We start from the raw sequence: 26163 nt of genomic DNA on the forward strand, positions 1-26163 counted from the left end.
TCACCCGGAAAGTGGTTGACGCCTTCCCAGTCGCATGACAGTGACGGCGTTAGCGGGCCAACGGGACGCCTCCTGGGGCAATCAACCCAGGCAACGTCCTCCCGCGCAGACTGGCTACCGACTTAACCCAAGGTACATCATGAAAGAAGGCATCCACCCGGATTACCGCGAAGTCCTGTTCCGCGACATGACGCCCGGCGTCGACTTCGAATTCATCACCCGCTCGACGATCCACACCAAGGAAACCGCCGAGAAGGATGGCAAGACCTACCCGCTCGTGAAGATCGAAACGTCGTCGGCTTCGCACAACTTCTACACCGGCGAACAGCGCATCATGGACACGGCCGGCCGTGTCGACAAGTTCCGCCAGAAGTTCGGCAACCGCGCCGGCGGCAAGATCGCCTGAGTTTCATCGGCGACGCGCCAGACGACGCGATGCGGGGCCCGGCAAGCACTGGCGGGCCAGCACATCAGGGGCAACACCCCAGCGTTGTGAAAAGCATCGGAAAGGGGCAGCTCAGGCTGCCCTTTTTTGTTGGGTCTGGCCTGCGCCGCGGCACCGGTTACTGTCATACTGTCGGCTTTTGCGGTGTCCCCGAGTGCTCCTGTAGCGTAACTCCGAGCTTCACCCCAGATTTCATCCCCGAGCCAGTTCCGGCTCGCCCCCTAAGTCTTCCCGATCCGGCCGCTGTGCCGGCTCTGTCGTCCGGCCTATGAAACGAGTTCGCATTACCGCCTCTGCCACCAGTGCGCTACCGCGTTCGCTGCTGATCGCCATTTGTGTCATCTATGTGCTGGCGGGGTTGTTCGGTCGCGACCCGTGGAAGAACGAAGACGCCGCCGGTTTCGGCGTCATGTGGACGATGGCGCACGGTCAGTTGTCCGACTGGTTGCTGCCGAATATCGCCGGGAAACCCATCTACGACAGCGGCCCGCTCGTCTCGTGGCTCGGTGCGCTCGCCATTCGCACTTTCTCATGGCTTGACGCGCCCGATGCCGCGCGCATCGTCACCGGCCTCTGCTTCTACATGACCTGCACGTTCATCTGGTACGGCACCTACCTGCTCGGTCGCCGCCCGGAAGTGCAACCCTTTAAATACGCGTTCGGCGGCGAACCCGAGCCGCGCGACTACGGCCGCACCCTCGCCGACGGCGCACTGCTGATTCTGCTCGCCTGCTTCGGGCTGACTGAGCGCGGGCACGAAACGACGTCGGCAGTGGGTCAGCTCACGCTCATCTCGATGGCCATCTACGGCCTCGTACGCAGCCTCGACAAGCCGCGCCAGGGCGCCGTGTGGTTCGGTCTCGCGCTGGGCGGCATGGCGCTCGCGTCGTCGCCGCTGATGACGCTCTCGCTCTGGATCGCTGGCGTTGCCACCGCCTTGGTGTGTCGCGCCCTGCCCCTGCGCATGCTGCTACTGGTCTCCACGCCGATAACGCTACTCGTCGCGTGCACGTGGCCGCTCGCCGCACTCAAATTTGCCGACGGCGCCCGCCCCTGGCTCGGCGAGTGGGCGGATATCGGCGTAGACGCGTTCAGTGGCCCGACACTCCACTCGCTTAGCTATATCGCCAAGAACCTCGCGTTGTTCGCCTGGCCCGCATGGCCGCTCGCTGCGTGGTCGCTGCACTCGTGGCGCGGTCTGCGACGCGCACCGCACATCGCGATCGCACTGGCCTTCACGATCGCGATTCTCGTGCTGATCGTGCTCCAGGCTCATCAGGGCAACCAGCTCTTCATGCTCGCCCTGCCTCCTCTGTCGATCATCGCCGCGTTCGGCCTGCCCACACTCAAGCGGGGCACGGTCAACGCCATCGACTGGTTCGCCGTGCTGTCGTTCACCGTGCTGGCCGGCTTCGTCTGGATCGTCTGGCTCGCAGGTATCACGGGGTTTCCGGCATCCACGGCGCGCAACCTTCGACGCCTAGTTCCCGGCTTCCAACCCGAATTCAGTTGGATCACGTTGTTTAGCGCTCTGCTCGTGACGGGTGCCTGGGTAGCGCTGGTGGCATGGCGCGTATCGCGTAGCCCGAAAGTACTGTGGCGCAGCGTGGTGCTCTCGTCGGGGGGAACCACGCTCATGTGGGTGCTGCTCATGACGCTGTGGCTGCCCGTCGTGAACTATGGCAGAACGTACCGCGACGTGGCAGCACAAATCGCCGCGCATCTGCCGGCGGATTACACCTGCATTCGCACCGCGCGCGTCGGCGACGCTCAGCTCGCCTCGTTCGCCTACTTCGGCAAGATGCGCTTCGGCTCGGCCAACGACGATTGCGATGTGCTGCTGCGCCAGGACTCCCAGGATTACAGCGAACCGCTGTCGCTCGCGCCGTATGAATGGCGTCAACTCTGGGAAGGCCGCCGCGCGGCCGACCGCGACGAGCGTTTCCGCCTCTACGTTTTGCAAGAGCGTCCGTGGCGCCGCGCCACACGTCCGCGCTAATCACATAGCGCCATGTGGCATGACGTCAAGCGCATTGCCGGGCTGGCCTGGCCAGTTCTGATCGGCCAGTTGGCCGTCATCGCCTTCGGGGTGATGGACACGGCCATGGTCGGTCGTGCATCGGCGTTCGATCTCGCATCGCTCGCGCTCGGCGGGTCGATCTACATCACCGTGTATGTCGGCCTGATGGGCATTCTCGTCGCCCTGTCTCCGATTGCCGCGCAACTCTTCGGTGCAGGGGAGCGTGAAGCCATTGGCGAGGAAGTCCGGCAGGCGTTTTGGCTCGCCCTGTTCCTCTCGGCACCGGGCTTTCTGTTGTTGTCGCATCCGCAGTTCATTCTGCAACTCTCCGAAGCGACACCCGAACTCGAAGCCCGCGCGAGCGCCTATCTTCAGATTCTCGCGTTCGGGCTGCCCGCCGCCCTGCTCTTTCGCGTGTATTCCTCGCTGTCCACGGCCGTGGCACAGCCTCGCATCGTCATGATTATTCAGGTGACGGGGCTGGTGCTGAAAGTGCCGCTAAATCTTGTGCTGATATACGGCGTCGAGCGACTCGGCATTCCAGCCCTCGGCAGCACCGGCTGCGCCATCGCCACGACCGCCATCAACTGGGTGTCTTGCGCACTGGGGCTCACGCTGATGGCGCGTCACGCGAAGCTACGCGAGTTCGGCATCTTCGCCCGCTTCTGCTGGCCGCACTGGCAGGCCATTCGCGCACTGCTCAAGCTGGGTGTGCCGATGGGGTTGAGCTATCTGATCGAAGTGACGGCGTACTCGTTCATGGCGATCTTCATTGCCCGACTGGGCGACGTAACGCTGGCCGGCCATCAGATCGCCGCAAACCTCGGCGCCCTCATGTACATGCTGCCCATGTCGATTGCCATTGCGACGGCGACGCTCACCGCGCAGGCCATCGGTTCGCGCGACTTCCCGCTGGCACGCCTGATCGGACGCCGGGGTGTGGAGTTTGCCGGCACGTTGGGCCTGATACTGGCTGCCCTCATGTGGTTCTGCCGCCCGCTGATTCTCGCAGCCTATACGTCCGATCCGCAGGTCGCGGTGGTCGCCACGCCCTTGCTGGCCATCGTCGCGCTCTACCACGTATTCGACGCCCTGCAAGTGAATGCCGTCTTCGTGCTGCGCGCGTGGAAGGTGGCAGTCATCCCGACCCTCATCTACGCCGTATCGCTCTGGGGCGTTGGCCTGGGGGGTGGATATGTGTTGGGCTTCGACGTCGGCGGTCTTACGCCCGAGTGGCTGTATGGCGCGGCGGGCTTCTGGTTCGCCAACACCGCAAGTATCGCCATCGCCGCTGTAGGCTTGCTTCTCTATCTGCATTGGGTGGTCCGGGTCAAAGTCCAATGACGCCGTAGCCGGCGAATCCATTCGTTGTACGACAACATGGCAATGATTGTCGCGAACGAAAATTCCGGCAGCATTCCGTATTCCGACCGGCCAATTCCAGCCATCATGGCGAAAACGGGTAAACCCGCAAAGGCATTCCGGTCAACTTTCCATAGAATGTTGTCTGACGACATACAACAAGATCGTACGTCGCAACGCTCCATTCCCTTTGGTCTGATCAACGTCTACCCGCCATGAGCCGAACCCCCATCGTCACCGATCTGCGCGTCGTCCCCGTCGCCGGCCGCGACAGCATGCTGCTGAACCTGAGCGGCGCACACGGCCCCTTCTTCACGCGCAACCTGATCCTGCTTCAGGACAGTGCCGGTCACACCGGTGTGGGTGAGGTACCCGGCGGCGAAGCTATCCGCCAAACGCTCGAAGACGCACGTCCCTATGTGGTCGGTCAGTCGGTCGCGAACATTCAGGCGATGCTTGGTCAGACACGTCGCGTCTTCGCCGATCGCGATTCAGGTGGGCGCGGCTTGCAGACGTTCGACCTGCGCACGACGATCCACGCCGTAACGGCGCTCGAAGCAGCGCTGCTCGACCTGCTGGGCCAACACCTTGAGGTGCCGGTGGCCGCACTGCTGGGTGAAGGACAGCAGCGCAGCGAAGTCGCCATGCTGGGCTATCTGTTCTTCATCGGCGATCGATGCGCCACCGACCTCCCCTACGCCGATAATCGCGCCGCGCGCGACGACTGGGAACGCGTGCGAACGGAAGTCGCCATGACGCCCGAGGCAGTCGTACGTCTCGCAGAGGCCGCTCACGCTCGCTATGGCTTCCAGGACTTCAAACTCAAGGGCGGCGTGCTCGATGGCGACGCGGAAATCGAAGCGGTCACCGCGCTCGCCAGGCGCTTCCCGCAGGCACGTGTGACGCTCGATCCGAATGGCGCGTGGTCGCTGGCCGAAGCGGTGCGCCTATGCCGCGACAAGCACGACGTGCTCGCGTACGCCGAAGATCCATGTGGCGCCGAGAATGGCTATTCCGGTCGCGAAGTCATGGCGGAATTCCGTCGCGCAACGGGCTTGCCGACGGCGACCAACATGATTGCAACGGACTGGCGTCAGATGGGCCACGCGATTCAGTTGCAGTCTGTGGACATTCCGTTGGCCGACCCGCACTTCTGGACGATGCAGGGGGCGGTGCGCGTCGCGCAGATGTGTCACGACTGGGGCCTGACATGGGGATCGCACTCGAACAATCACTTTGACGTCTCGCTCGCGATGTTCACACATGTCGCGGCAGCCGCCCCCGGCAAGATCACCGCCATCGACACGCACTGGATCTGGCAAGACGGTCAGCACCTCACGAAGCACCCGCTGCAAATCGTCGGCGGCAACGTTCAAGTGCCGACTGCGCCGGGTCTCGGGGTCACACTCGATATGGATGCAGTGGAAGCCGCCCACGCCCTGTACCTCGAGCACGGCCTCGGTGCGCGCGACGACAGCGTCGCCATGCAGTATCTCGTTCCTAACTGGAAATTCGATCCGAAGCAGCCCTGCCTCGTGCGCTGACCGAATGGCGTCAGGGTGTCGCGGCCTGAAAGTCCACCTCACCCTGTCGTCGATACACGACAATGCGCCTGAATTGCGGATTTTTTCAAAACAACGCAAAAAACCCGCATGCATTGCGAAGACAACATTACCGGGGAAGATCACACATCGGCGCGCTCCGGAATACCTCGCTGCGAGGCTTCGAAACAGGCGCATCGAGAGATAAAAAAAGCCCAGGCATCAGCCTGGGCTTTCTTCGTTTGGCGGAGCGGACGGGGCTCGAACCCGCGACCCCCGGCGTGACAGGCCGGTATTCTAACCAACTGAACTACCGCTCCAAACTTGCTACAGCATCGTGATGTCACTCACTTTGCTTTCCTGCTTATTGTTCGGCATCGCCGCGTTTTCACGCGCAGACTCCCGAACTTCGTAGGTTTTGGCGGAGCGGACGGGGCTCGAACCCGCGACCCCCGGCGTGACAGGCCGGTATTCTAACCAACTGAACTACCGCTCCAAAACCGACAAAAAAACCCGCCTGACTTTCAGCGGGCTTTACGCCACCAACTGCTTGGCATTTTCAAACTGACACCGACTCGCTACCGGCACCAATTCTGGCGTCCCCTAGGGGATTCGAACCCCTGTACTCACCGTGAAAGGGTGATGTCCTAGGCCTCTAGACGAAGGGGACAAAATCGTCAAAACTTTGTCTGTTTCGCTTTACTGCAATTCGCGAAGAACGCTATTCTAAACAACATTTCTTCGCTTGTGAAGCTTTATTTTCAAGTTTTTTGCGGCGTTTTTGCAAGAATCTTGCTCGTCCGACGCAACTTGAAACTCAAGCTTCTGAATCCGTGGTGGAGGTAAGCGGGATCGAACCGCTGACCTCTTGCATGCCATGCAAGCGCTCTCCCAGCTGAGCTATACCCCCCGAACAGAGAAATGAGATTCTAATGACAAACCCATTTCCTGTAAATACCCTTCTCGCATTTTTTCCGCATTATTTTGCAAATCCGTGCGATGAATAAAAAAACGGCGCCTCCAGAGAGCCGCCGTTTTTCCTTTGCTTAGCGGCGTGCACAAGACACGCCGCCGGGCATCGTACCCATACCCGATTACTGGGCTTCGCCTTCGCGCTTGACCAGCACCGGGCCACCCTGCTTTTCTTCGTCGGTGAGTGCCTTGTGCGACAGGCGCAGACGGCCCTTGTCGTCCTGCTGAATCACCTTCACGCGCACCAACTGACCTTCCTTCAGGTACTCGTTGATGTCCTTGATGCGCTCGTTGGCGATTTCAGAGATGTGCAGCAGACCATCCTTGCCCGGCAGCACCGAAACGATCGCACCGAACTCGAGCAGCTTCAGCACGGTACCGTCGTACACCTGACCGACTTCGACTTCCACCGTAATCAACTCGATGCGACGCTTCGCTTCGGCAATACCTTCAGCGCTCGGGCTGGCGATCGTCACCACGCCGTCGTCCGAGATATCGATGCTCGTGCCGGTTTCTTCCGTGAGCGCGCGGATCACCGAACCACCCTTACCGATCACGTCACGGATCTTTTCCGGGTTGATCTTGATGGTGACCATGCGCGGCGCGAATTCCGACAGCTCCGTACGCACGCCCGACTGGGCTTCCGTCATCTTGGCGAGGATATGCAAACGGCCTTCCTTGGCTTGTGCCAGGGCGACCTGCATGATTTCCTTCGTGATGCCCTGGATCTTGATGTCCATCTGCAGCGCGGTCACGCCATTCGACGTACCGGCCACCTTGAAGTCCATATCGCCCAGGTGATCTTCGTCGCCGAGAATGTCGGTCAGCACGGCGAACTTGTTGCCGTCGAGGATCAGGCCCATAGCGATACCGGCAACCGGCGAGGTCAGCGGCACACCCGCGTCCATCATGGCGAGACTACCGCCGCACACCGATGCCATCGAGGACGAACCGTTCGACTCGGTGATTTCCGACACGACACGCACGGTGTAGCCAAAATCGTCTGCCCCCGGCAGGCACGCCACGAGCGCGCGCTTGGCCAGACGGCCGTGACCGATTTCGCGACGCTTGGGCGAACCCACGCGACCCGTTTCACCCGTCGAGAACGGCGGGAAGTTGTAGTGAAGCATGAAGCGATCGCGGTACTCGCCTTGCAGCGCGTCGATGATCTGCTCGTCGCTCTTGGTGCCCAACGTGGCCACCACGAGTGCCTGCGTTTCGCCGCGCGTGAACAGCGCCGAACCGTGAGCACGCGGCAGCACGCCGGTGCGAATCGAGATCGGGCGCACCGTGCGCGTGTCGCGGCCGTCGATACGCGGCTCGCCTGCGAGAATCTGGCTACGCACGATCTTGGCTTCCAGATCGAACAGCATGTTGCCGACTTCGATATCGTCCGGAGCCGCTTCGCCCTTGGCGGTGGCGGCTTCGCCCAGCTTGGCGATGACGTCGCTGCTCACGGCACGCAGTTGCTGCGTACGCGCTTGCTTTTCACGCGTCTGGTAAGCGGCGCGCAGCGGGCCTTCGGCCAGCTCGGTCACTTGTGCGATCAGTGCGTCGTTCTTGGCCGCCGGGGCCCAATCCCACTCGGCCTTGCCGCCGTCACGCACGAGGTCGTGAATGGCGTTGATGGCCGTTTGCATTTGCTCGTGACCGAACACCACAGCGCCCAGCATCACGTCTTCCGGCAGTTCCTGTGCTTCCGACTCGACCATCAGCACGGCTTGTTCCGTACCGGCGACAACCAGGTCGAGCTTCGACTTGGCGATCTGCTCACGCGACGGGTTGAGCACGTACTGGCTGTCGACGTAGGCAACGCGTGCAGCACCGACCGGGCCGTTGAACGGCAGACCCGAGATGGCCAGCGCGGCCGAAGCACCAATCAGGGCCGGAATATCGGCCGGCACTTCCGGGTTCAGCGAGACAACCTGCACCACGACCTGGACTTCGTTGTAGAAGCCTTCCGGGAAGAGCGGGCGAATCGGACGGTCGATCAGGCGCGACGTCAGCGTTTCGTTCTCCGACGGACGGCCTTCACGCTTGAAGAAGCCACCCGGGATCTTGCCGGCGGCGTAAGTCTTTTCCAGATAGTCGACGGTCAGCGGAAAGAAATCCTGACCTGCCTTGGCCTTCTTGGCACCAACAACCGTGGCGAGCACGACGGTATCGTCCATATCGACGAGCACAGCGCCGGATGCCTGACGGGCAATCTCACCGGTCTCCATGCGAACCGTGTTTTGTCCCCATTGGAAAGACTTCACGACTTTATTGAACATTTGCACTCCTATATCGAATCGCGCGAATGCAGCAGCGGCGCGATATCGCTGCCGGGGTGATCCCGACGCCTTACAGGGGGGAGTGTTATGCCATTCCAGCGTTGCTCGGCGCGTTGCCGTGCGTGTCAGAGGCGACCCTGGAATGACACAAGCCCTGCTTGCCGACGAGGCCCCGTAAACCGAGCACCCGGCACAACTGCCGGGTTGACGGCCTGAAAGACGTCCTCATGACATCCGTCAGGCAGTGCCCAAAAACAAAATGCCTGCATCAGCACGCTGATACAGGCATCTCGTCGTAATCGTAATCGCTTACTTACGCAGGCCCAGCTTCTCGATCAGGGCGCGGTAGCGGTCCGCATCCTTGCCCTTCAGGTAATCGAGCAGCTTGCGGCGGCGGCTCACCATGCGCAGCAGACCGCGGCGGCTGTGGTGATCCTTCATGTGTGCCTTGAAGTGCGGCGTCAGTTCGTTGATGCGCGTGGTCAGCAGCGCAACTTGCACTTCGGGCGATCCGGTGTCATTGGCGGCCCGGGCGAATTGCGCCACGACGTCCGACTTCTTGGTGGTTTCAACAGTCATTTCATTTCCTTTGGAGACATGCGGTCACGGAAGAAAGGCCGTGCCGTGAACTTACAAAAACATGCGCGGCATTGCCACGCATAAACAAAACTGCAAGTGCGCGATTATACGGGAGTTGGTATCCAGACGCCACATTTTTCCACGTCTCGCCGCTTCGGACGGGCCTGACCGCCGGATTCGGGCGTCGAAAACCGGGACATTCCCTGAATAATCGCAAAAATCCTGGCCGATTATCCTAAAAATTGCGACAAATCAACGTAGGCGCCCTCCAACACCTTCCTCCTCGCTGCCGTATCAGCGCTGGCGAGCCATCCGGCAGGTACTGGGCAGCGACACCTTGCTCGCGGGCAACTCCATTACCGTCTTGAACCCGAAGCCCGAACCTTCGTTGTCGAACTTCACACCAGGCTCTCCCGCACGGCGCATGACGGAGACATACAGCGGTTCGATCATCTGGTGATCGTTCGGGCGCATCCAGGCGTCCGCCGGCGCCTCGCGAACCCGGCGATTCTCGAGCGCACGCGCCACCATCGTCACATCGGTCGTTCCCGCTTGCTCCAGTGCAGCGGCAATCATGTCGATCATCACGCTCATGCGCAGTAGCGCATAGTCGTCGCGCGCCTCGGGATAGCGCGCGCGAAACGCCTTGTAGAACGCGTCCGACGCCTCGCCACCTACGTTCGGATGCCATTCGGCCACGGCATACACCCGCCCCACGCCCGCCTCGCCCAACGCCGCCGGCGCGCCAAGCGCATTGCCGTAGAACGTATAGAACTTGAGTTCCATCCCCTGCTCGCGCGCGGCCTTGACGAGCAGCGTCAGATCGTTGCCCCAGCTCCCCGTCACGACCGTGTCGGCGCCTGCGGCGCGAATTCGCGCGAGATAGGGCGTGAAATCCTTCACGCGCCCAACCGGGCTGAACTGCTCGCCCACAATCTGCACGTCCGGACGTTTCGCGCCGATCATCTGACGGGAAAGCCCGGCGACCTGCCGGCCAAAGCTGTAATCCTGATTCAGCAGATAGACCTTCTGAATGCTCGCGTCGTCTTTGATCGCTTCGGTCAGGGCCTGCATGCGCATGGCGGCATTGGCGTCGAACGCGAAATGCCAGAAGCTGCACTGCTCGTTGGTGAGTGCCGTATCGACGGCCGAGTAATTGAAGAACAGCATGCGCTGTCCCGGCTCGCGGGCGTTTCGCTTGTTGACCGCGTCGATCAACGCCGATGCGACCGCCGAACTATTGCCCTGCAAGACGAACGGAATACCAAGATCGCCTGCGGCCTTGAGCTGCACCAGACTCTCTTCCACGGCCCCCTTGCTGTCGAACACCGTCAACTCCAGCGGATGCGCGCCATCGCGCAACTTCACCCCGCCACGTGCGTTCACGCGATCGATCGCAAAGCGCAGATTGCGCTCGACCATGGCGCCAGCGTTGCCGAAAGGCCCGCTCATCCCTTCGATGAGCGCAAGGCGGATCGGCGGCGCCGCGTGCACAAGACTGGCCGCTGCCAACAGGCCGACAGCGCACAAAACCGCGCACGAGCGCACCAGCAAGACTTGAACTTTCATCGAGGCCCCATTGACTGTCTCGGCGCGAATCATAACGTCCCGGCCCCCATGCGGCAAGCCGAGACGCCCCACGATGCGGCGCACAGCGGTATGCTATCGGCATGCCGCCCTGCGGCCTTTTTCCACTGACGCGAGGCCACCCATGAAGCATTTGCCCCAGGCACGCGCGCGCATCGCACGCCCGAAATCATCCGCCGTCCTCTCAGGCGCCCTGCGCCCCATCGCCGCCCTGCGCTGGCTCGCGGCGGGCGCACTCACCCTGTCGCTGACCGCCTGTTTCACGCCCCCGTGGCAGCAACTACCACCGAGCGCGTCGCAGGCCGAAGTCCAGGCCCAACTGGGCAAGCCCAGGGAGGTCTACCCGCTCGCCCCTGGCGTCACCCGCTGGCTCTACCCCACCAAGCCGTTCGGCGAAGAGACCATCGCTGCGGACTTCGATGCGCAGGGCCGTCTACTAGGCACCACGCAAGTGCTCTCGACGCAGGAATTCAATAAGGTCGAAATCGACAAGTGGACGAAGACCGACATCCTGCATCACTTCGGCGAGCCGGTCGAGACGTCGTACTTTCCGCTCATGAAGCGCGAAGTCTGGTCGTATCGCTTCAAGCAGGACGATGTCTGGTTCTCTCTGATGAACTTCTATTTCGACGCCGAGGGCATTGTCAAAACCACGCAGATCAGCCCCGACCCGCTGCACGAGAAGCGCGACAACAACTTGTTCTGAACGCACATCAGGCGCTGCGCAAAACAAAACGCCCGCATGCCGGACTTCCGGATGCGGGCGTTTTGTCAGATAGCTCGGCCATCAACGCGATAGCCGCAGCCCATCGCTCACGGCGTGAGCTGCGGGTTGAGCTTCTCGGCCTTCGAATACAGTTTGTTGAGCGCCGACAGATACGCCTTGGCCGACGCCGCCACAATATCCGGGTCCGTGCCGACGCCGTTCACGATGCGCCCCGCCTTCGACAGGCGTACCGTCACCTCGCCTTGCGATTGGGTGCCGGTCGTAATGGCGTTGACCGAGTACAGCAGTTGTTCGGCACCGCTTTGCACCTGCGACTCGATGGCATTGAGCACGGCATCGACCGGGCCGTTGCCGTCGGCCTCGCCGACCAACTCCTTGCCCTGCGCGGTGAAGACCACGCGGGCGCTCGGGCGCTCACCCGTCTCGGAGTGCTGTGCCATCGACACAAGATAGAAATGCTCGCCACGCTCGGCCTGCGCTTCGTTCGAGACGATGGCCAGAATGTCTTCATCGAAGATTTCGGACTTCTGGTCGGCCAATTCCTTGAAGCGCGTGAACGCGGCGTTCACATCCTGCTCCGACTCCATCTCGATGCCCAGCTCCTGCAAACGCTGCTTGAACGCGTTGCGGCCAGAGAGCTTGCCGAGCACGATCTTGTTCGCGGTCCAGCCCACATCTTCCGCGCGCATGATCTCGTAGGTGTCGCGCGCCTTGAGCACGCCGTCCTGGTGGATGCCCGAGGCGTGAGCAAATGCGTTCGCCCCCACCACCGCCTTGTTCGGCTGCACATTGAAGCCGGTAATCTGCGAGACGAGTTTCGAGGCCGGCACAATCTGCGTCGTATCGATGCCGAGTTCCAGACCGAAGTAATCCTTACGTGTCTTGAGCGCCATCACCACTTCTTCGAGCGACGTATTGCCGGCGCGCTCGCCAAGACCGTTGATCGTGCACTCGATCTGACGCGCACCGCCCAACTTCACCCCCGCCAGCGAATTGGCCACGGCCATGCCGAGGTCGTTGTGGCAGTGGACCGACCAGACAGCCTTGTCCGAATTCGGCACGCGCTCGCGCAGCGTGCGCACGAGTTGCCCGTAGAGCTCCGGCACGCCATAGCCGACGGTATCGGCCACGTTGATGGTCGTCGCGCCTTCATTGATGACCGCTTCGAGCACGCGGCACAGGAAATCCAGATCCGAGCGGCTTCCGTCTTCCGGCGAGAATTCGATGTTGTCCGTGAACTGACGGGCGTAGCGCACCGCGAGCTTCGCCTGTTCGAACACCTGATCGGGGCTCATGCGCAGCTTCTTCTCCATGTGAAGCGGCGACGTGGCGATGAACGTGTGAATACGCGACGAATTCGCGCCCTTGAGCGCTTCGGCGGCACGGGCAATATCACGATCGTTCGCACGGGCGAGCGAGCACACCGTGCTGTCCTTGACGATGCCGGCGATGGCCTGAATGGCTTCGAAGTCACCGTTCGAGCTGGCGGCGAAGCCCGCTTCGATGACATCCACGCGCAGACGCTCCAGTTGTCGGGCGATGCGAATCTTCTCATCGCGCGTCATCGACGCGCCCGGCGACTGTTCACCGTCGCGCAAGGTGGTATCGAAAATGATCAGCTTATCGGCCATGACTTTCTCCTGTGGGGATCTTGTAGGGGTTCAGTTTGTTCTTGATGTCTTTGGGGGGCGTATCCGCATGCCGAAGAACGCCCTTGCGCCAGCGGCATTGCGTCATGGCACAAGCCACAAAGGCAGAGGATCGTCGTACGGGCGGGCAACTACCGGGAGGGAATCAGCGCGCGACGCGCGTGCAGGCATGGCCGCAAACTGCATAGCGGCATAGCGTTGGCGGTGCGAGAGGAAGGCCCGAAGCCGGGATGACGCCTGAAATCATGAGCGCCAATATAGTCGCAATCGGGTGATTTCGCAACGCGCGGCGCGGGCCGTGAGCCGCGTGCAGACGGGCGTGCACAGGCGCAGGCGCTGCACCGGCCGCCCCCATGAAACAGCCCGGCGCGGGGCCGGGCTTGGAATCACGAGACAAGCACCGGATCAGGCCGGCGGAATGCGTAACACCTGCCCCGGATAGATCTTGTCCGGGCTGGAGAGCATTGGCTTGTTGGCCTCGAAGATGGCATTGTACTTATTGGCGTCGCCGTAGACCTTTTTCGAGATGGCCGACAGCGTATCGCCCTTCTCGACGGTGTGGAACGTCGCCTCGGCCGAAGCCGTCGACACCGACATCTTGTCGTCCACCTTCTCGACGCCCTTCACGTTGCCGCAGCACAGCAGTATCTTTTCCTTGGTCGCCTGATCGGCGGCCACGCCGAATACGGTCACCGTGCGCGACGCGCCGTCGAAGGTCACCGTCAGACCGGTGGCGTCCAGATTCTGCGCCTTGATGTAGTTCTCGATGGCGTCGGCAGCCTTACGGTTGGCGTCGTCCGCATCGGGGCCCGGTGCGGGGGCCTCGGCGGCCTGCGCCTTGTTGCCCAACAGCGCTTCGCCTGCTTCTTTCACGAAGTCCAGAATGCCCATGATTTCTCCTTCGTCACGTAGAACAGTGGAAATGGCGCCGGAACCGGCCAAATTTGCCATGATACGTCCGGGCCAAGGGGGGGGACGTCGAGCCTGCATTCGCAAGACTACAGCATCGCCGTGCACACTCTCCCGGCAACACTGACAGACAGATGTGACAAGGGGCGTACCGAGACGCCCCTGTATCCGCTCACTTATTCGTCGACTTCACCGAAAATGCGCTGCCGGCGGCCCTTGAGGAAGCGGAATCCCCAGAGCACGTAGCCGGAAATGCTATACAGGCAGAACAGCCCGAAGAGCACCAGCGGCGGATCGGACGACACCAGAATGAAGCCGACCATGAAGAGCAGTACCACGCCAAACGACACACGCTGGCGCACGTCGAGCGCCTTGCCGCTGTAGAACGGTGCATTCGACACCATCGACATGCCCGCGTAGATCGTCAGGCCAAATGCCACCCAGGGCATCCAGAAGACGTTCACCGGCAGCTTGTTGTCGATCGTGATCCACACGAAGCCTGCGATGAGCGCCGCCGCAGCCGGGCTCGCCAGCCCCTGGAAGAAGCGCTTGTCGACCACGCCGATATTCGTATTGAAGCGCGCGAGCCGCAGCGCTGCGCCCGCCACGTAGACGAACGCCGCGAGCCAGCCCCACTTGCCGATCTCGTGCAGAATCCATTCGTACATCACCAGCGCCGGCGCAACGCCGAACGAGGTCATGTCAGAGAGCGAATCGTATTGCTCACCGAATGCGCTCTGCGTGTTGGTCATGCGCGCCACGCGCCCATCCATGCCATCGAGCACCATGGCGAAGAAGATGGCGATGGCGGCCTGCTCGAAGCGGTCATTCATCGCCTGCACGATCGCGAAGAAGCCGCAGAACAGCGCGGCCGTCGTAAAAGCATTCGGTAGCAGATAGATACCGCGGTTGCGCGGACGCACCGGCAGATCGTCCTCCACACCCGGGTCGTGGTCTTCGTTCATCGATGGCTCTGCGGATGGATTCTTGTGACGGCCGAATGGCGAGAGATGCCTGACGTTGTTGCGCAAGCGGCCGCGATGGTTTTCCGGCATCTATACCTCCTTGACGATGCTGAGACTGCGGGCGAACCCGCGACGGATCACCGCTATTGGAACGTGAGAAGCGAAAGCAGTTGCAGGCCGCGGCTCCGCGACGCACGACCTGAGGTCGCACCGCGGCTCGCGGCCGAAGTTCGAGGTACGGCTCGCCTTACAGCTCGGCGAGAATCGTCGAGGTGGCCGACACCTTGTCGCCGATCGCCACACGCGGGCGCGAGCCCAGCGGCAGGTACACGTCGACACGTGAGCCGAAACGGATGAAACCATAACGCTGACCGCGCGAGAGCGTATCGCCCGGCTTCACGTAGCACAGGATGCGGCGCGCGATGAGCCCGGCGACCTGTACGCTCGTCACGATCTGGCCACCCACGTCGATCACCAGAGCGTTACGTTCGTTCTCGAGCGATGCCTTGTCGAGGTCGGCGTTAAAAAAGCGCCCGGGGAAATATTCCACCTTGGTCACCGTGCCGTCAACCGGGGCGCGATTCGAGTGAACATTGAAGACGTTCATGAACACGCTGATCTTCAGCGCTTCACGACCTGCGTAGGGGTCCTGCGTGGTTTCGATCGCCACGATACGGCCATCGGCCGGCGAGAGCACGGCGCCTGCCTGTTGCGGCACCTGACGCGGCGGATCGCGGAAAAACTGCAGAACAAACAGGGCAATCACCCAGAACGGCGCGGCCCAAAACACGCCGGCCATGAAATGCACGACGAGCGCGACGGCGACGGCGATGCCCAGGAAGGGCCAGCCCTCGCGGGCAATGATCGGGTGAGGATAATTCATGCGATTGAACTCGCGTCCTTGGTAAAACGGTTAAGTAAGCGGGTCGACCTGCTTCGGGCCAAACCGTGGCGTGGCGGCATTGTAGCAATGCGCGCGGCACGGCGACACATTTTCCCCAATCGACACGTTCGCGTCACAAAGGCAAAGCAGGCCACAGTGCCCGGCAATTCCCCCGGCGCGCGGCCGATTCGATTCGGCGCCACCATGAAAAAAGCCGCCCGCCTTGCCGTAGCGACGGCTACGGCAAAACGGACGGCCCAGAGCAACGGCTCACGAAGTGACGCGCTTGGCGCATGTGACGCACGCTAGGCGCTCACCCCGCGATACCGCCCGCCGGCGATGCGTACGCCCGGACACGCTTGGGCGTACGCATCATACGGGCATCGTGCTTAGTTCTTCGACTGGTCGACCAGCTTGTTCTTGGCGATCCACGGCATCATCGCGCGCAGCTTGCCGCCGACTTGCTCGATCTGGTGTTCAGCCGTGATACGGCGACGCGAGATCAGGGTCGGGGCGCCAGCCTTGTTTTCCAGGATGAACGACTTGGCATACTCGCCGGTCTGGATGTCGGTCAGGCACTGCTTCATCGCCTTCTTCGTCTCTTCCGTCACGACGCGCGGGCCGGTGACGTACTCACCATACTCGGCGTTGTTCGAGATCGAGTAGTTCATGTTGGCGATGCCGCCTTCGTAGATCAGGTCGACGATCAGCTTGAGTTCGTGCAGGCACTCGAAGTAGGCCATTTCCGGCGCGTAGCCGGCTTCGACCAGCGTTTCGAAACCGGCCTTGATCAGTTCGACGGTACCGCCGCACAGCACGGCCTGTTCGCCGAACAGGTCGGTTTCGGTTTCTTCGCGGAAGTTCGTTTCGATGATACCGGCACGGCCGCCGCCGTTAGCCGCAGCGTACGACAGCGCGATGTCGCGAGCCGCGCCCGACTTGTCTTGTGCCACAGCGATCAGGTGGGGCACGCCGCCGCCTTGCGAGTACGTCGAGCGCACCGTGTGGCCCGGGGCCTTCGGGGCGATCATGATGACGTCGAGGTCGGCACGCGGAATCACGCAGCCGTAGTGCACGTTGAAGCCGTGAGCGAAGGCCAGTGCAGCGCCTTCCTTGATGTTGGCGTGCACTTCGTTCTTGTACACGTCGGCGATCTGCTCGTCCGGCAGCAGCATCATGACGATGTCGGCCGACTTCACGGCTTCCGCCACTTCCTTGGTGTTCAGGCCGGCATTGACAGCCTTGTTCCACGAAGCGCCGTTTTTGCGCAGACCAACCGTCACGTTCACGCCGCTGTCCTTCAGGTTCAGCGCGTGGGCGTGGCCTTGCGAGCCGTAACCGATGATCGTGACTTGCTTACCCTTGATGAGGGAGAGGTCGGCGTCTTTGTCGTAGAAAACTTTCATTTGGAATTGTCCCGTAATACCAAAAAATAACTGAAATCAGAATGGATCGAAATCCGCTTACCGCGTTGCCGCTGCCGATCAGACCTTCAGGATGCGCTCACCGCGCCCGATGCCCGAGCCACCGGTGCGAACCGTCTCGAGAATCGCCGTACGATCGAGCCCTTCGATGAAGGCGTCGAGCTTCGACGAATTCCCGGTGAGTTCGATCGTATAGGTCTTTTCAGTAACGTCAATGATGCGGCCGCGGAAAATATCCGACATCCGCTTCATCTCTTCGCGCTCCTTGCCCACAGCGCGAACCTTGATGAGCATTAGCTCGCGCTCGATGTGCGCCCCTTCGGTCAGATCGACCACCTTCACCACTTCGATGAGCCGGTTCAGGTGCTTGGTGATCTGCTCGATGATGTCGTCGGAGCCTGTCGTGACCACCGTCATGCGCGAGAGCGACCGGTCTTCGGTCGGCGCGACGGTGAGCGTCTCAATATTGTAGCCACGAGCCGAGAAGAGCCCGACCACACGCGACAGCGCGCCCGGCTCGTTCTCAAGCAAAACAGAAATAATGTGCCTCATGGTGTATCCCGGATTGTCCTAGTGTGGGGACGTCGCACCCGCGCCGGCCATAGCGGCGGCGACTGACGGCGCGCGCGCCTCTGTTTACAGATCTTCCGAACCGAGCAGCATCTCGCTGATGCCCTTGCCCGCCTGGACCATCGGCCAGACGTTTTCGGTGGGATCCGTTTGGAAATCCATGAATACCGTACGATCCTTCAGGCGCAACGCCTCTCGCAGTGCCGGTTCGACGTCCGACGACTTCTCGATGCGCATGCCCACATGACCGTAGGCCTCGGCGAGCTTCACGAAGTCAGGCAGCGCGTCCATGTACGAACTGGAGTAACGCTTGCTGTATTCGATCTGCTGCCACTGGCGAACCATGCCCAGATAGCGGTTGTTGAGCGACAGAATCTTGATCGGCGTGCGGTATTGCAAGCACGTCGAGAGTTCCTGAATGCACATCTGGATCGAGCCTTCGCCAGTAATACACGCGACTTCGGCATCCGGATGCGCCATCTTCACGCCCATGGCAGCCGGCAGGCCGAAGCCCATCGTGCCCAGACCGCCCGAGTTGATCCAGCGGCGCGGCTTGTTGAAGCGATAGTATTGCGCGGCCCACATCTGGTGCTGACCGACGTCCGAGCACACGAAGGCATCGCCGTCGGTGAGCTTCCAGTACGTCTCGACCACATGCTGCGGCTTGATGATCTCGCTCTGGCGATCAAACGCGAGGCAATCGCGCGAGCGCCATTCCTCGATCTGCTTCCACCAGTCAGCCAGTGCCTCGGTGTCCGGGCCATGTTCTGCCGTTTGCAGATTCTCGATCATTTCGCGCAACACTTCCTTCACGTCGCCGACGATCGGAATGTCGACCTTCACACGCTTGGAAATCGATGATGGGTCGATATCGACGTGAATGATCTTGCGCGGCCGCTCGGAAAAGTGCTCCGGATTACCGATCACGCGGTCGTCGAAGCGCGCACCGATGGCGATGAGCACGTCGCAGTGCTGCATGGCCATGTTGGCTTCGTACGTGCCGTGCATGCCCAGCATGCCGAGGAACTTGGGATCGCTCGCACGATACCCGCCCAGGCCCATGAGCGTGTTGGTCACCGGATAGCCGAGCAGGTCGCAGAACTGGTTCAGTTCCTTCGATGCGTCGGCCAGAATGATGCCGCCGCCGGTGTAAATATAGGGACGCTTGGCTGAGAGCAGCAGGCTCATCGCCTTGCGGATCTGCCCCGAGTGGCCCTTCGTGACCGGGTTGTACGAGCGCAGCGACACCGACTTCGGATACTCGAAGCGGCAGCGCGCCTTGGACACATCCTTCGGAATATCGACCAGCACCGGACCCGGACGGCCCGTCTTGGCGATGTAGAAGGCTTTCTTGATGGTGGAAGCGAGATCGCGCACGTCCTTCACGAGGAAGTTGTGCTTGACGCACGGACGCGTGATGCCGACCGTGTCGCATTCCTGGAAGGCGTCCTGGCCGATCGCGGCCGTAGGCACCTGCCCGGTAATGATGACGAGCGGGATCGAGTCCATATACGCCGTGGCAATGCCGGTGACCGCATTGGTCACACCGGGGCCAGACGTCACGAGGCACACGCCGACTTTGTCGGTGGAACGCGAATAAGCGTCTGCCGCATGCACGGCTGCCTGCTCATGGCGCACCAGAATGTGCTGGATCTTGTCCTGCTTGTAGAGTTCGTCGTAGATGTAGAGAACCGAACCGCCGGGATAACCCCACAGATGTTCGACCCCCTCTTCCTGAAGCGAGCGCACGAGAATCTCGGCGCCGATCATGTCTTCGGAAGTATTTTGGTGGCGTGTAGCTTCCGCCTCGGAGAATTCCGCGCTTGGCATGTTCATCGTCGACCTTTCAAAGTTTCGGCAAAAATTTTGATCGGGTGCTCTCCCCGCGAACTTGTGGTTCGGGCTCAAGCTGCGCGTCTGAATGATGGACACCCCGGATAGGCGTGCCGATATTGAGACAATCACAGATATTGCGAACTGGCAACCTTACCGGTTTGCAGCAAAATGGTCAAGCGAGTTTAGGCATTTGCAGCATGATTGCGAAGTCGGGCGCGCAGAATTTCCCACATCGCACGCCGAGCCGCCCCACGCTGGTGCACAATCTTTACACGGCAGGAACCTGGCGAGCCCGGCGCCGTCGTCATGTGACACTACCGGAAGCAAAAGCGGTTACAGCGAAGCGCGTTTTTGGTAGCATCCGCTCCGACTACGCGAACTTTACGTGATCTTTACGCTTACACGGCATTTCACAGGCGCAGCGGTTGACGCTGCGTGTACCCCACCGGATGGCATCTGACAAGGAACTGGCGGATTTTCTCGCGGGCATTGAACGGCGCGCCTTCAAGCAGGCCGTCTATGCCGTTCGCGACGACGAGGCCGCCCTCGATATCGTTCAGGATGCGATGATCCGCTTGGCCGAGAAGTATGGCGACAAGCCGCCGGCCGACCTACCGCTGCTGTTCACGCGCATCCTCCAGAACACGATCCACGACTATTTTCGTCGGCAAAAGGTGCGCAACACCTGGGTCACGCTATTTTCGAATCTCGCCGGCCCCGGCGACGACGAACGCGATGATTTCGACCCGTTGGAAACCTTGCTGGGCGAGGATGGGTCAGTGCAAACCGAGAGCAGCGAAGATTCCGTTTCGCGTGCCGAAATCCTCTCGATCATCGAGACGGAAATACAGAAACTACCGACACGTCAACGAGAAGCCTTCCTCATGCGTTACTGGGAAGACATGGACGTTGCCGAGACCGCCGCCACGATGGGGTGTTCGGAGGGCAGCGTCAAGACGCACTGTTCGCGTGCTACACACGCGTTGGCGCAGGCGTTGAAGGTAAAAGGGATCAGGTTATGAGTCACGATCTGGAAACGAGGGAAATCCGCTTCGCAAATCGCGTGCGGCGTGCATTGGATGAAGCGTCCGATACGCCGTCGCCGAATATTGCGGCCCGGCTGGCCGCCGCTCGCCAGGAGGCGCTCGCCCGCAAAAAGCCGGAACCGGTCGCCGTTGTGCAACCGGCGCTGGTGCTCGCGGGTGTGGGCGCCGTGCAGTCGCCGGAGATCGGCGGGCCGCGGCGCGCGCTCGACAAACTGGGCCGTCTGGGCCTGTTGTGGCCGCTCGCCGCGCTGGTGATCGGTCTGGCGGGTGTCGCGTACTGGGAACATCAGCAGCACATTCAGGATCTTGCAGATATCGATGCTGCCGTATTGAGCGACGAACTGCCGCTGTCGGCCTATGCCGATCACGGTTTCAACGCGTATCTGAAGCGTGCCCAGTAGTTCCCTCACTCAAGACCGACCTGTGACGCGACGCAACGTACTTTTTCTGGTCGCCGCGCTAATCGTGGCCGCGCTCGCCGGCACGGCCGTGCTGCGCCGCTCGCAAGCCCCGGAGCCGGTGTCCGACGTGCCGCCACTTATCTCCGGCACTTCGGCTCCCGGCGCCGCCAGCCCGGCCAGTGCACCGGTCGGCAGTCTCACGACGGACGCCGCAGCGCCGGGCAGCGCCCCGGCCGCCGCACTCCCGTCGCCCGGCGGCCTCTGGAGCAAGCTCACACCGAGCCAGCAGGAAGCCCTTGCCCCGCTCGCGCAGGACTGGAATCGCATGAACGAGCGTCAGCGCGACAAGTGGATCGAGATCGCCAAGCGCTTTCATACGCTCTCGCCCGAGGGCCGCAAACGTCTGCATGACCGTATGGCCGACTGGGTGCGCCTGACGCCCGAGCAGCGCAAACTGGCGCGCGAGAGCTATCAGAACGCCAAGACCCTGCCGCCCGAGCGCAAGGCGCAGGTATGGCAGCAGTATCAACAGCTCACGGAAGAGCAGAAGAAGCGCCTTGCTGCCGACGACAAGAAGCAGGCCAACCATCCCAACGTGGTCAGTGCGCCGCCGTCGGGCCGCACCGGCGTGAAGAATCCGTATGCCGCCGTGCATCGCAAGGAAAACGCCGCCGCAGCCAAGAACGGCGTGTTGCCGAGCCCGGCGCCTTCGGCTGCGTCCGCACCGGCGGCCGCACAACCGATGCCGGCACCGCCGACAACAGCGTCGGTGCCAGCGGGTGTCAGCACCGGCGCCGCCAGCACAGGGGCCGCGAACAGCGACAAGAACGGCGAAACGGTCTTCAACTCCGAGATCTATCACCACAACTGATGCACGCCAACTGACCCACGCCGTCAGCCAGCGTCTTGCCGCCACGGCCGCCTTCGGGCGGCCGTTTGCATTCCTGAGCCTGGCGGGTCAGGCGCGCCTGACTGGCCCATCGGCACGTTCTTCCGCATAATGAGCGACAGATGGCTCGACAGGCCCGCCGCATGATGCGCCGCGCGGGCGCATTGACACATTGAACGGCATCGGCGCGACGCCGGGCACCCGACAGAAAGATCCCAGACCACATCGCGATGACCGACTCCGCCACCCAGCCCGCCACGCCGCCTCGCTCGTCCGGCGCAGCCACTTCGCCGCGCACGCCTGCCGGTGCTGCGCCAGACGGCTACGCAGTGCCGACGCTGCGACGCCGCCTGCTCTCGATGGTCTACGAATCCCTGCTGCTCTTCGGCGTGCTCTTTCTCGCCGGATACCTTTTCAGCGCCCTGACCCAGCAGCGCAGCGGCCTGATGTATCGCCACGCAATGCAAACCTGGTTGTTCCTTGTGCTTGGCGCGTACTTCGTCTGGTTCTGGACCCACGGCGGCCAGACACTGGCGATGAAGACCTGGAAGATACGTCTGGTCGACACGCAGGGCCAACCGGTGCGCACCGGCCGCGCCGTCTTGCGATACATGCTCGCATGGCTGTGGGTGCTGCCTGCCATGGCGCTCGACTGGGCGCTCGGGTTCACCGGCTGGAGCAGTGTCGCATCGCTCGCCGGCTGGGTCGTGCTCTGGGCGCTGGCCATGCGCGTGATACCGGATCACCAATTCGTTCACGACCGGCTCGCCGGCACGCGTCTCGTCAGCGTGCTCGGCAAATGAATTCGCCGACACCGGCCTACCGCCCTATGCAGCGCGCGTCACGCCCGCATCTGATCTACGGCGGCATCGAGATCGCACTGTCCATCGTCGTCGCCATCGCGACCTGGGTCACGTGGCACAGCCCCTGGACAACCGTGCTCTGGACAGTCCTGTGGCTGCCGGTCTCGCACGCCACCGGCCTGGCCGCCGGCTTCATCATGGCCGCGCACGGTGACCCGACGCCCGAGCGGCGCACACCGGCCGGCACAAATGCGGCCGTATGGGCGTACGAATGTGCGGCGTCGATTCTGCTGCTCGACCTCTACCAACCCTGGCGCAGCGCCGCCCCACTGCCTTCTCCCAACGGCCCGGCACGCCCCGTCGCGGTACTGTTGTTGCACGGCTATGGCTGCAATCGAGCATTCTGGCTGCGTTTTTCGCGCCATCTGGCGGATGCCGGCTATCACTGCGACGCCGTCAATCTCGGACCGATATTCGGCGGCATCGACGACTACGCGGCCAGCATCGCGAACGCCGCGCAAACGCTTGCCGAGCGCACGCGGCTGCCCGTCGTCATCGTAGGCCACAGCATGGGAGGCATCGCGGCGCGCGCCTGCCTGCAACGCTATCCGACCTTGCCCGTCGCGCACACCATCACGCTCGGCTCCCCGCATTTCGGCACCTTGCACGCGCGCCACGGCATTGGCCAGAACGTTCGCCAGATGCGCCTCGGCAGCGAGTGGCTCGTGGCGCTCGCGGACCGTGAGACAGACGCGGAACGCGCTCGCATCACGTCGATCTACACGCTCCACGACAACGTTGTTTATCCCACTCGCACCTCGGTGCTGCCCGGCGCGCGCAACATCGCGCTGGACCGGCTCGGACACGTGTCGCTAGGCACGCACCCGCGTTCCCGCGCGCTGGTGCTCGAAACGCTGGAGCGCGTAGCGCAAGGACTGCGCCACAACGTCTGAATCGGGCGTCGTCAGCGCACGAGGCGGACCGGCGGTGTCGCATCGCCGCGACGTCTCAAGACACTTTCGCGACACACGCGTGACTGTCATCGTCCCTTCATGAAGTCATGGCGCAATGCACGCATGTTCAACGCGACGTGCGAGCCGCTATGACGACGACACCCACCTTCAAGTTGCCGATCCCAACACCTGCGGCTCGCGCCGGTCACTTTGCAGACACTCCGCCGGGTCGCCCTGCCGCCCCGCCCGCCAGCCCCCCCGCCACGCCGCCCTCCACGATCGATCTGCCGCCCGACACCCCCGATCCGCTCGACCCGCCCCCCGAAGGCATTACCCGCTACCGCACGATCTGGCTCTCGGACATTCACCTCGGCACGCAAGGCTGCCAGGCGGAATACCTGCTCGACTTCCTGCGCCACCACGAGTCCGACTACCTGTATCTGGTCGGCGACATCATCGACGGTTGGCATCTGCGCAAAGGCTGGCACTGGCCGCAGGCACACAACGATGTCGTGCAGAAGATGCTGCGCCGCGCACGCAAGGGCACGCAGGTGATTTACGTCCCCGGTAATCACGACGAGGCGGCGCGTCAGTTTTGCGGACTGGCGTTCGGTGACATTGCAGTGCGCGACGAGGCGTTTCATACCACGCTCTCGGGCAAGCGCCTGTGGATCACACACGGCGATCTGTTCGACGGCGTCATTCAGCACGCCAAGTGGCTCGCGTATCTGGGTGACTCGCTCTACACGCTCACGCTGCTGCTCAATCGCTGGTTCAATCGCGTGCGCACGCGCTTCGGCTTCCCGTACTGGTCGCTGTCGCAGTACCTGAAGCATCAGGTGAAAAATGCCGTGAACTTCATCTCCGCGTTCGAAAATGTCATGGCCGACGAGGCACGGCGGCGCGGTTGCGACGGCGTCGTGTGCGGTCACATCCACAAGCCCGAGATTCGTGAGATCGACGGCCTGCTCTACTGCAACGACGGCGACTGGGTCGAAAGTCTTTCCGCACTCGTCGAGACGACGGAAGGCGAACTTCGTATCGTCCACTGGACGCAAAAGCGCCGCGTGCAAGCCAGCGTGAAAGCCGCGCCGGTCAGCGCCTGACCGGACTGTACGGGCATTGTCTGCTCCCTCAACCCCGTGATCGCGGCCATTCGAGCGAGACCGGGTCGATAACCCTGTTCGCACACACGGCAGAGTATTGCCGCGCGTGCGCCCCCCTCACGCGCGGCTGCGCGTGTGTCACCGATGCGCACCATGTGCGCGAAGGAGCGCCCGATGAAAATCATGATCATCACCGACGCCTGGGATCCGCAAATCAACGGCGTGGTTCGCACGTTGAAGAACACGCGCGCACAGTTGGAAGCCGCAGGCCATCGCGTCGAGCTGCTCACGCCTCAGGAATTCCGCACCATACCGTGCCCGACCTATCCGGAAATTCGCCTTGCGTTCTTCGTCGGCGGCCGCGTGTCGCGCCGCATCGAGGAATTCGGCCCGGACGCCCTTCACATCGCCACCGAGGGCCCGCTCGGCATGGCCGCACGCAAATGGGCAATACGGAACGACTTCCCGTTCACCACGGCGTACCACACGCGCTTTCCCGAGTACGTGCAGGCGCGTTTCGGCCTTCCGCTGAACACCACCTATCGCTTTTTGCGCTGGTTTCACAAGCCATCGCGTGCCGTGATGGCGCCGACGCCTGTGGTCAAGCGCGACCTTGAAGCGAACGGCTTCCGGAATGTGGTGCTGTGGACGCGCGGCGTCGACCTCGACATCTTCCGTGTGCAGGATTCACATGTGCTAAATTCAGCACATCCGATTTTCCTCTACGTGGGACGCGTTGCCGTGGAGAAGAACATCGAAGCCTTCCTGAAGCTGGATCTGCCGGGCTCGAAGTGGGTCGCGGGCGAAGGGCCGCAACTGGCCGAACTCCGCTCGCGCTACCCCGACGTGAATTACCTCGGCATGCTCTCACAGCCTGAGCTGGCGAAGGTCTATGCGTCGGCCGACGTGTTCGTCTTCCCGAGCCGCACCGATACTTTCGGTCTCGTGCTGCTCGAAGCGATGGCCTGCGGCCTGCCAGTGGCGGCCTATCCGGTGACCGGCCCGATCGACGTGCTCGACGGCTGTCCCGAAGGCGACGCCGGCGCACTGCGGGAGGATTTGCGCGAAGCCTGCCTCGACGCGCTGAAAGTCTCGCGCACAAGCGCACGGGCCTGGGCTGAGCGGTTCTCGTGGCAGGCAGCATCCGAAGAGTTCGTCTCGCATCTGCATCCGCGCAAGCCCGAGCCGTCGCTCGCGCCCGCGATCTGATCCACCTCCAGAGC

At 62.3% G+C, this 26163-nt stretch carries 22 protein-coding genes and 4 tRNA genes; 12 read left to right on the forward strand and 14 right to left on the reverse strand.

All coding sequences use genetic code 11. The features are described from left to right. Positions 1–139: 139 nt before the first annotated feature. From PCO31110_RS08560 to gudD, 4 genes are all read left to right on the forward strand, one after another. Positions 140–406, forward strand: coding sequence for a type B 50S ribosomal protein L31 (locus tag PCO31110_RS08560; RefSeq protein WP_010806078.1), 267 nt, complete (start codon positions 140–142; stop codon positions 404–406). Between the two features lie 307 nt (positions 407–713). Further along, a complete protein-coding gene (locus tag PCO31110_RS08565; protein ID WP_150690164.1) occupies positions 714–2444 on the forward strand; it encodes an ArnT family glycosyltransferase in 1731 nt (576 codons plus the stop codon). Between the two features lie 12 nt (positions 2445–2456). Next, on the forward strand, positions 2457–3809 hold the full coding sequence (locus tag PCO31110_RS08570; RefSeq protein WP_150690165.1) for an MATE family efflux transporter: 1353 nt from the start codon (positions 2457–2459) through the stop codon (positions 3807–3809). Between the two features lie 233 nt (positions 3810–4042). Further along, the gene (gudD, locus tag PCO31110_RS08575; RefSeq protein ID WP_150690166.1) at positions 4043–5371 is read left to right on the forward strand and encodes a glucarate dehydratase; all 1329 of its coding nucleotides are present in this window, start codon (positions 4043–4045) and stop codon (positions 5369–5371) included. Positions 5372–5611: 240 nt separating this feature from the next. Here gudD and PCO31110_RS08580 read toward each other — a convergent pair. The 7 genes from PCO31110_RS08580 to PCO31110_RS08610 all read right to left on the reverse strand — a co-directional run bounded on the left by PCO31110_RS08580 (position 5612) and on the right by PCO31110_RS08610 (position 10761). Next, positions 5612–5688: transfer RNA gene (locus PCO31110_RS08580), tRNA-Asp, on the reverse strand. Between the two features lie 99 nt (positions 5689–5787). Further along, a tRNA-Asp gene (locus PCO31110_RS08585) sits at positions 5788–5864 on the reverse strand. A 98-nt stretch (positions 5865–5962) separates the two neighbouring features. Further along, a tRNA-Glu gene (locus tag PCO31110_RS08590) sits at positions 5963–6038 on the reverse strand. Between the two features lie 164 nt (positions 6039–6202). Next, positions 6203–6278, reverse strand: a tRNA-Ala gene (locus tag PCO31110_RS08595). A gap of 184 nt (positions 6279–6462) precedes the next feature. Next, a complete protein-coding gene (pnp, locus tag PCO31110_RS08600) occupies positions 6463–8619 on the reverse strand; it encodes a polyribonucleotide nucleotidyltransferase (protein WP_150690167.1) in 2157 nt (718 codons plus the stop codon). 303 nt (positions 8620–8922) lie between these two features. Continuing rightward, positions 8923–9192: a 30S ribosomal protein S15 gene (gene rpsO / locus PCO31110_RS08605; protein ID WP_010806083.1), complete on the reverse strand. Its 270-nt coding sequence runs from the start codon at positions 9190–9192 to the stop codon at positions 8923–8925. 294 nt (positions 9193–9486) lie between these two features. Continuing rightward, positions 9487–10761 (reverse strand): branched-chain amino acid ABC transporter substrate-binding protein, encoded by a 1275-nt coding sequence (locus tag PCO31110_RS08610; RefSeq protein WP_051126346.1) that lies wholly within the window; start codon positions 10759–10761, stop codon positions 9487–9489. A 220-nt stretch (positions 10762–10981) separates the two neighbouring features. Here PCO31110_RS08610 and PCO31110_RS08615 point away from each other — a divergent pair, with 220 nt between their 5' ends. After that, positions 10982–11485 carry a hypothetical protein gene (locus PCO31110_RS08615; protein ID WP_036663201.1) on the forward strand — a complete coding sequence of 168 codons (504 nt, stop codon included), beginning with the start codon at positions 10982–10984 and terminating at the stop codon, positions 11483–11485. A gap of 107 nt (positions 11486–11592) precedes the next feature. Here PCO31110_RS08615 and PCO31110_RS08620 read toward each other — a convergent pair whose 3' ends face one another. From PCO31110_RS08620 to PCO31110_RS08650, 7 genes are all read right to left on the reverse strand, one after another. Next, complete coding sequence (locus tag PCO31110_RS08620) at positions 11593–13137, reverse strand: 2-isopropylmalate synthase (RefSeq protein WP_010806086.1); 1545 nt, start codon at positions 13135–13137, stop codon at positions 11593–11595. A 423-nt stretch (positions 13138–13560) separates the two neighbouring features. After that, positions 13561–14046 (reverse strand): peptidoglycan-binding protein LysM, encoded by a 486-nt coding sequence (gene lysM / locus PCO31110_RS08625; protein WP_010806087.1) that lies wholly within the window; start codon positions 14044–14046, stop codon positions 13561–13563. A gap of 194 nt (positions 14047–14240) precedes the next feature. Next, the gene (locus PCO31110_RS08630) at positions 14241–15119 is read right to left on the reverse strand and encodes a CDP-alcohol phosphatidyltransferase family protein (RefSeq protein WP_010806088.1); all 879 of its coding nucleotides are present in this window, start codon (positions 15117–15119) and stop codon (positions 14241–14243) included. Between the two features lie 157 nt (positions 15120–15276). Beyond that, entirely contained in the window at positions 15277–15912 is a 636-nt protein-coding gene (locus PCO31110_RS08635; protein ID WP_010806089.1) for a phosphatidylserine decarboxylase, read from the reverse strand. Positions 15913–16301: 389 nt separating this feature from the next. Then, complete coding sequence (gene ilvC / locus PCO31110_RS08640) at positions 16302–17318, reverse strand: ketol-acid reductoisomerase (protein ID WP_010806090.1); 1017 nt, start codon at positions 17316–17318, stop codon at positions 16302–16304. 78 nt (positions 17319–17396) lie between these two features. Beyond that, positions 17397–17888 (reverse strand): acetolactate synthase small subunit, encoded by a 492-nt coding sequence (gene ilvN / locus PCO31110_RS08645; protein ID WP_010806091.1) that lies wholly within the window; start codon positions 17886–17888, stop codon positions 17397–17399. Positions 17889–17972: 84 nt separating this feature from the next. After that, on the reverse strand, positions 17973–19742 hold the full coding sequence (locus tag PCO31110_RS08650) for an acetolactate synthase 3 catalytic subunit (protein WP_010806092.1): 1770 nt from the start codon (positions 19740–19742) through the stop codon (positions 17973–17975). 449 nt (positions 19743–20191) lie between these two features. Here PCO31110_RS08650 and PCO31110_RS08655 point away from each other — a divergent pair, with 449 nt between their 5' ends. The 7 genes from PCO31110_RS08655 to PCO31110_RS08685 all read left to right on the forward strand — a co-directional run bounded on the left by PCO31110_RS08655 (position 20192) and on the right by PCO31110_RS08685 (position 26149). Beyond that, positions 20192–20764 carry an RNA polymerase sigma factor gene (locus PCO31110_RS08655; RefSeq protein ID WP_010806093.1) on the forward strand — a complete coding sequence of 191 codons (573 nt, stop codon included), beginning with the start codon at positions 20192–20194 and terminating at the stop codon, positions 20762–20764. Continuing rightward, complete coding sequence (locus PCO31110_RS08660) at positions 20761–21189, forward strand: DUF3619 family protein (RefSeq protein WP_010806094.1); 429 nt, start codon at positions 20761–20763, stop codon at positions 21187–21189. Before PCO31110_RS08655 ends, PCO31110_RS08660 begins: the two co-directional genes overlap by 4 nt. Before the next feature lie 22 nt (positions 21190–21211). Next, positions 21212–22060, forward strand: a complete 849-nt coding sequence (locus PCO31110_RS08665; RefSeq protein WP_174979414.1) for a DUF3106 domain-containing protein — start codon at positions 21212–21214, stop codon at positions 22058–22060. Positions 22061–22308: 248 nt separating this feature from the next. Then, positions 22309–22881, forward strand: a complete 573-nt coding sequence (locus PCO31110_RS08670; RefSeq protein WP_150690169.1) for an RDD family protein — start codon at positions 22309–22311, stop codon at positions 22879–22881. Further along, positions 22878–23834: an esterase/lipase family protein gene (locus tag PCO31110_RS08675; RefSeq protein WP_150690170.1), complete on the forward strand. Its 957-nt coding sequence runs from the start codon at positions 22878–22880 to the stop codon at positions 23832–23834. The genes PCO31110_RS08670 and PCO31110_RS08675 overlap by 4 nt, the downstream gene beginning before the upstream one ends. Before the next feature lie 179 nt (positions 23835–24013). Continuing rightward, positions 24014–24940, forward strand: coding sequence for a UDP-2,3-diacylglucosamine diphosphatase (locus tag PCO31110_RS08680; protein WP_370855824.1), 927 nt, complete (start codon positions 24014–24016; stop codon positions 24938–24940). Between the two features lie 174 nt (positions 24941–25114). Further along, positions 25115–26149, forward strand: a complete 1035-nt coding sequence (locus tag PCO31110_RS08685) for a glycosyltransferase family 4 protein (protein ID WP_010806592.1) — start codon at positions 25115–25117, stop codon at positions 26147–26149. Positions 26150–26163: the final 14 nt, after the last annotated feature.

It is taken from the genome of Pandoraea communis (genome assembly GCF_902459745.1).
GTDB lineage: Bacteria > Pseudomonadota > Gammaproteobacteria > Burkholderiales > Burkholderiaceae > Pandoraea > Pandoraea communis.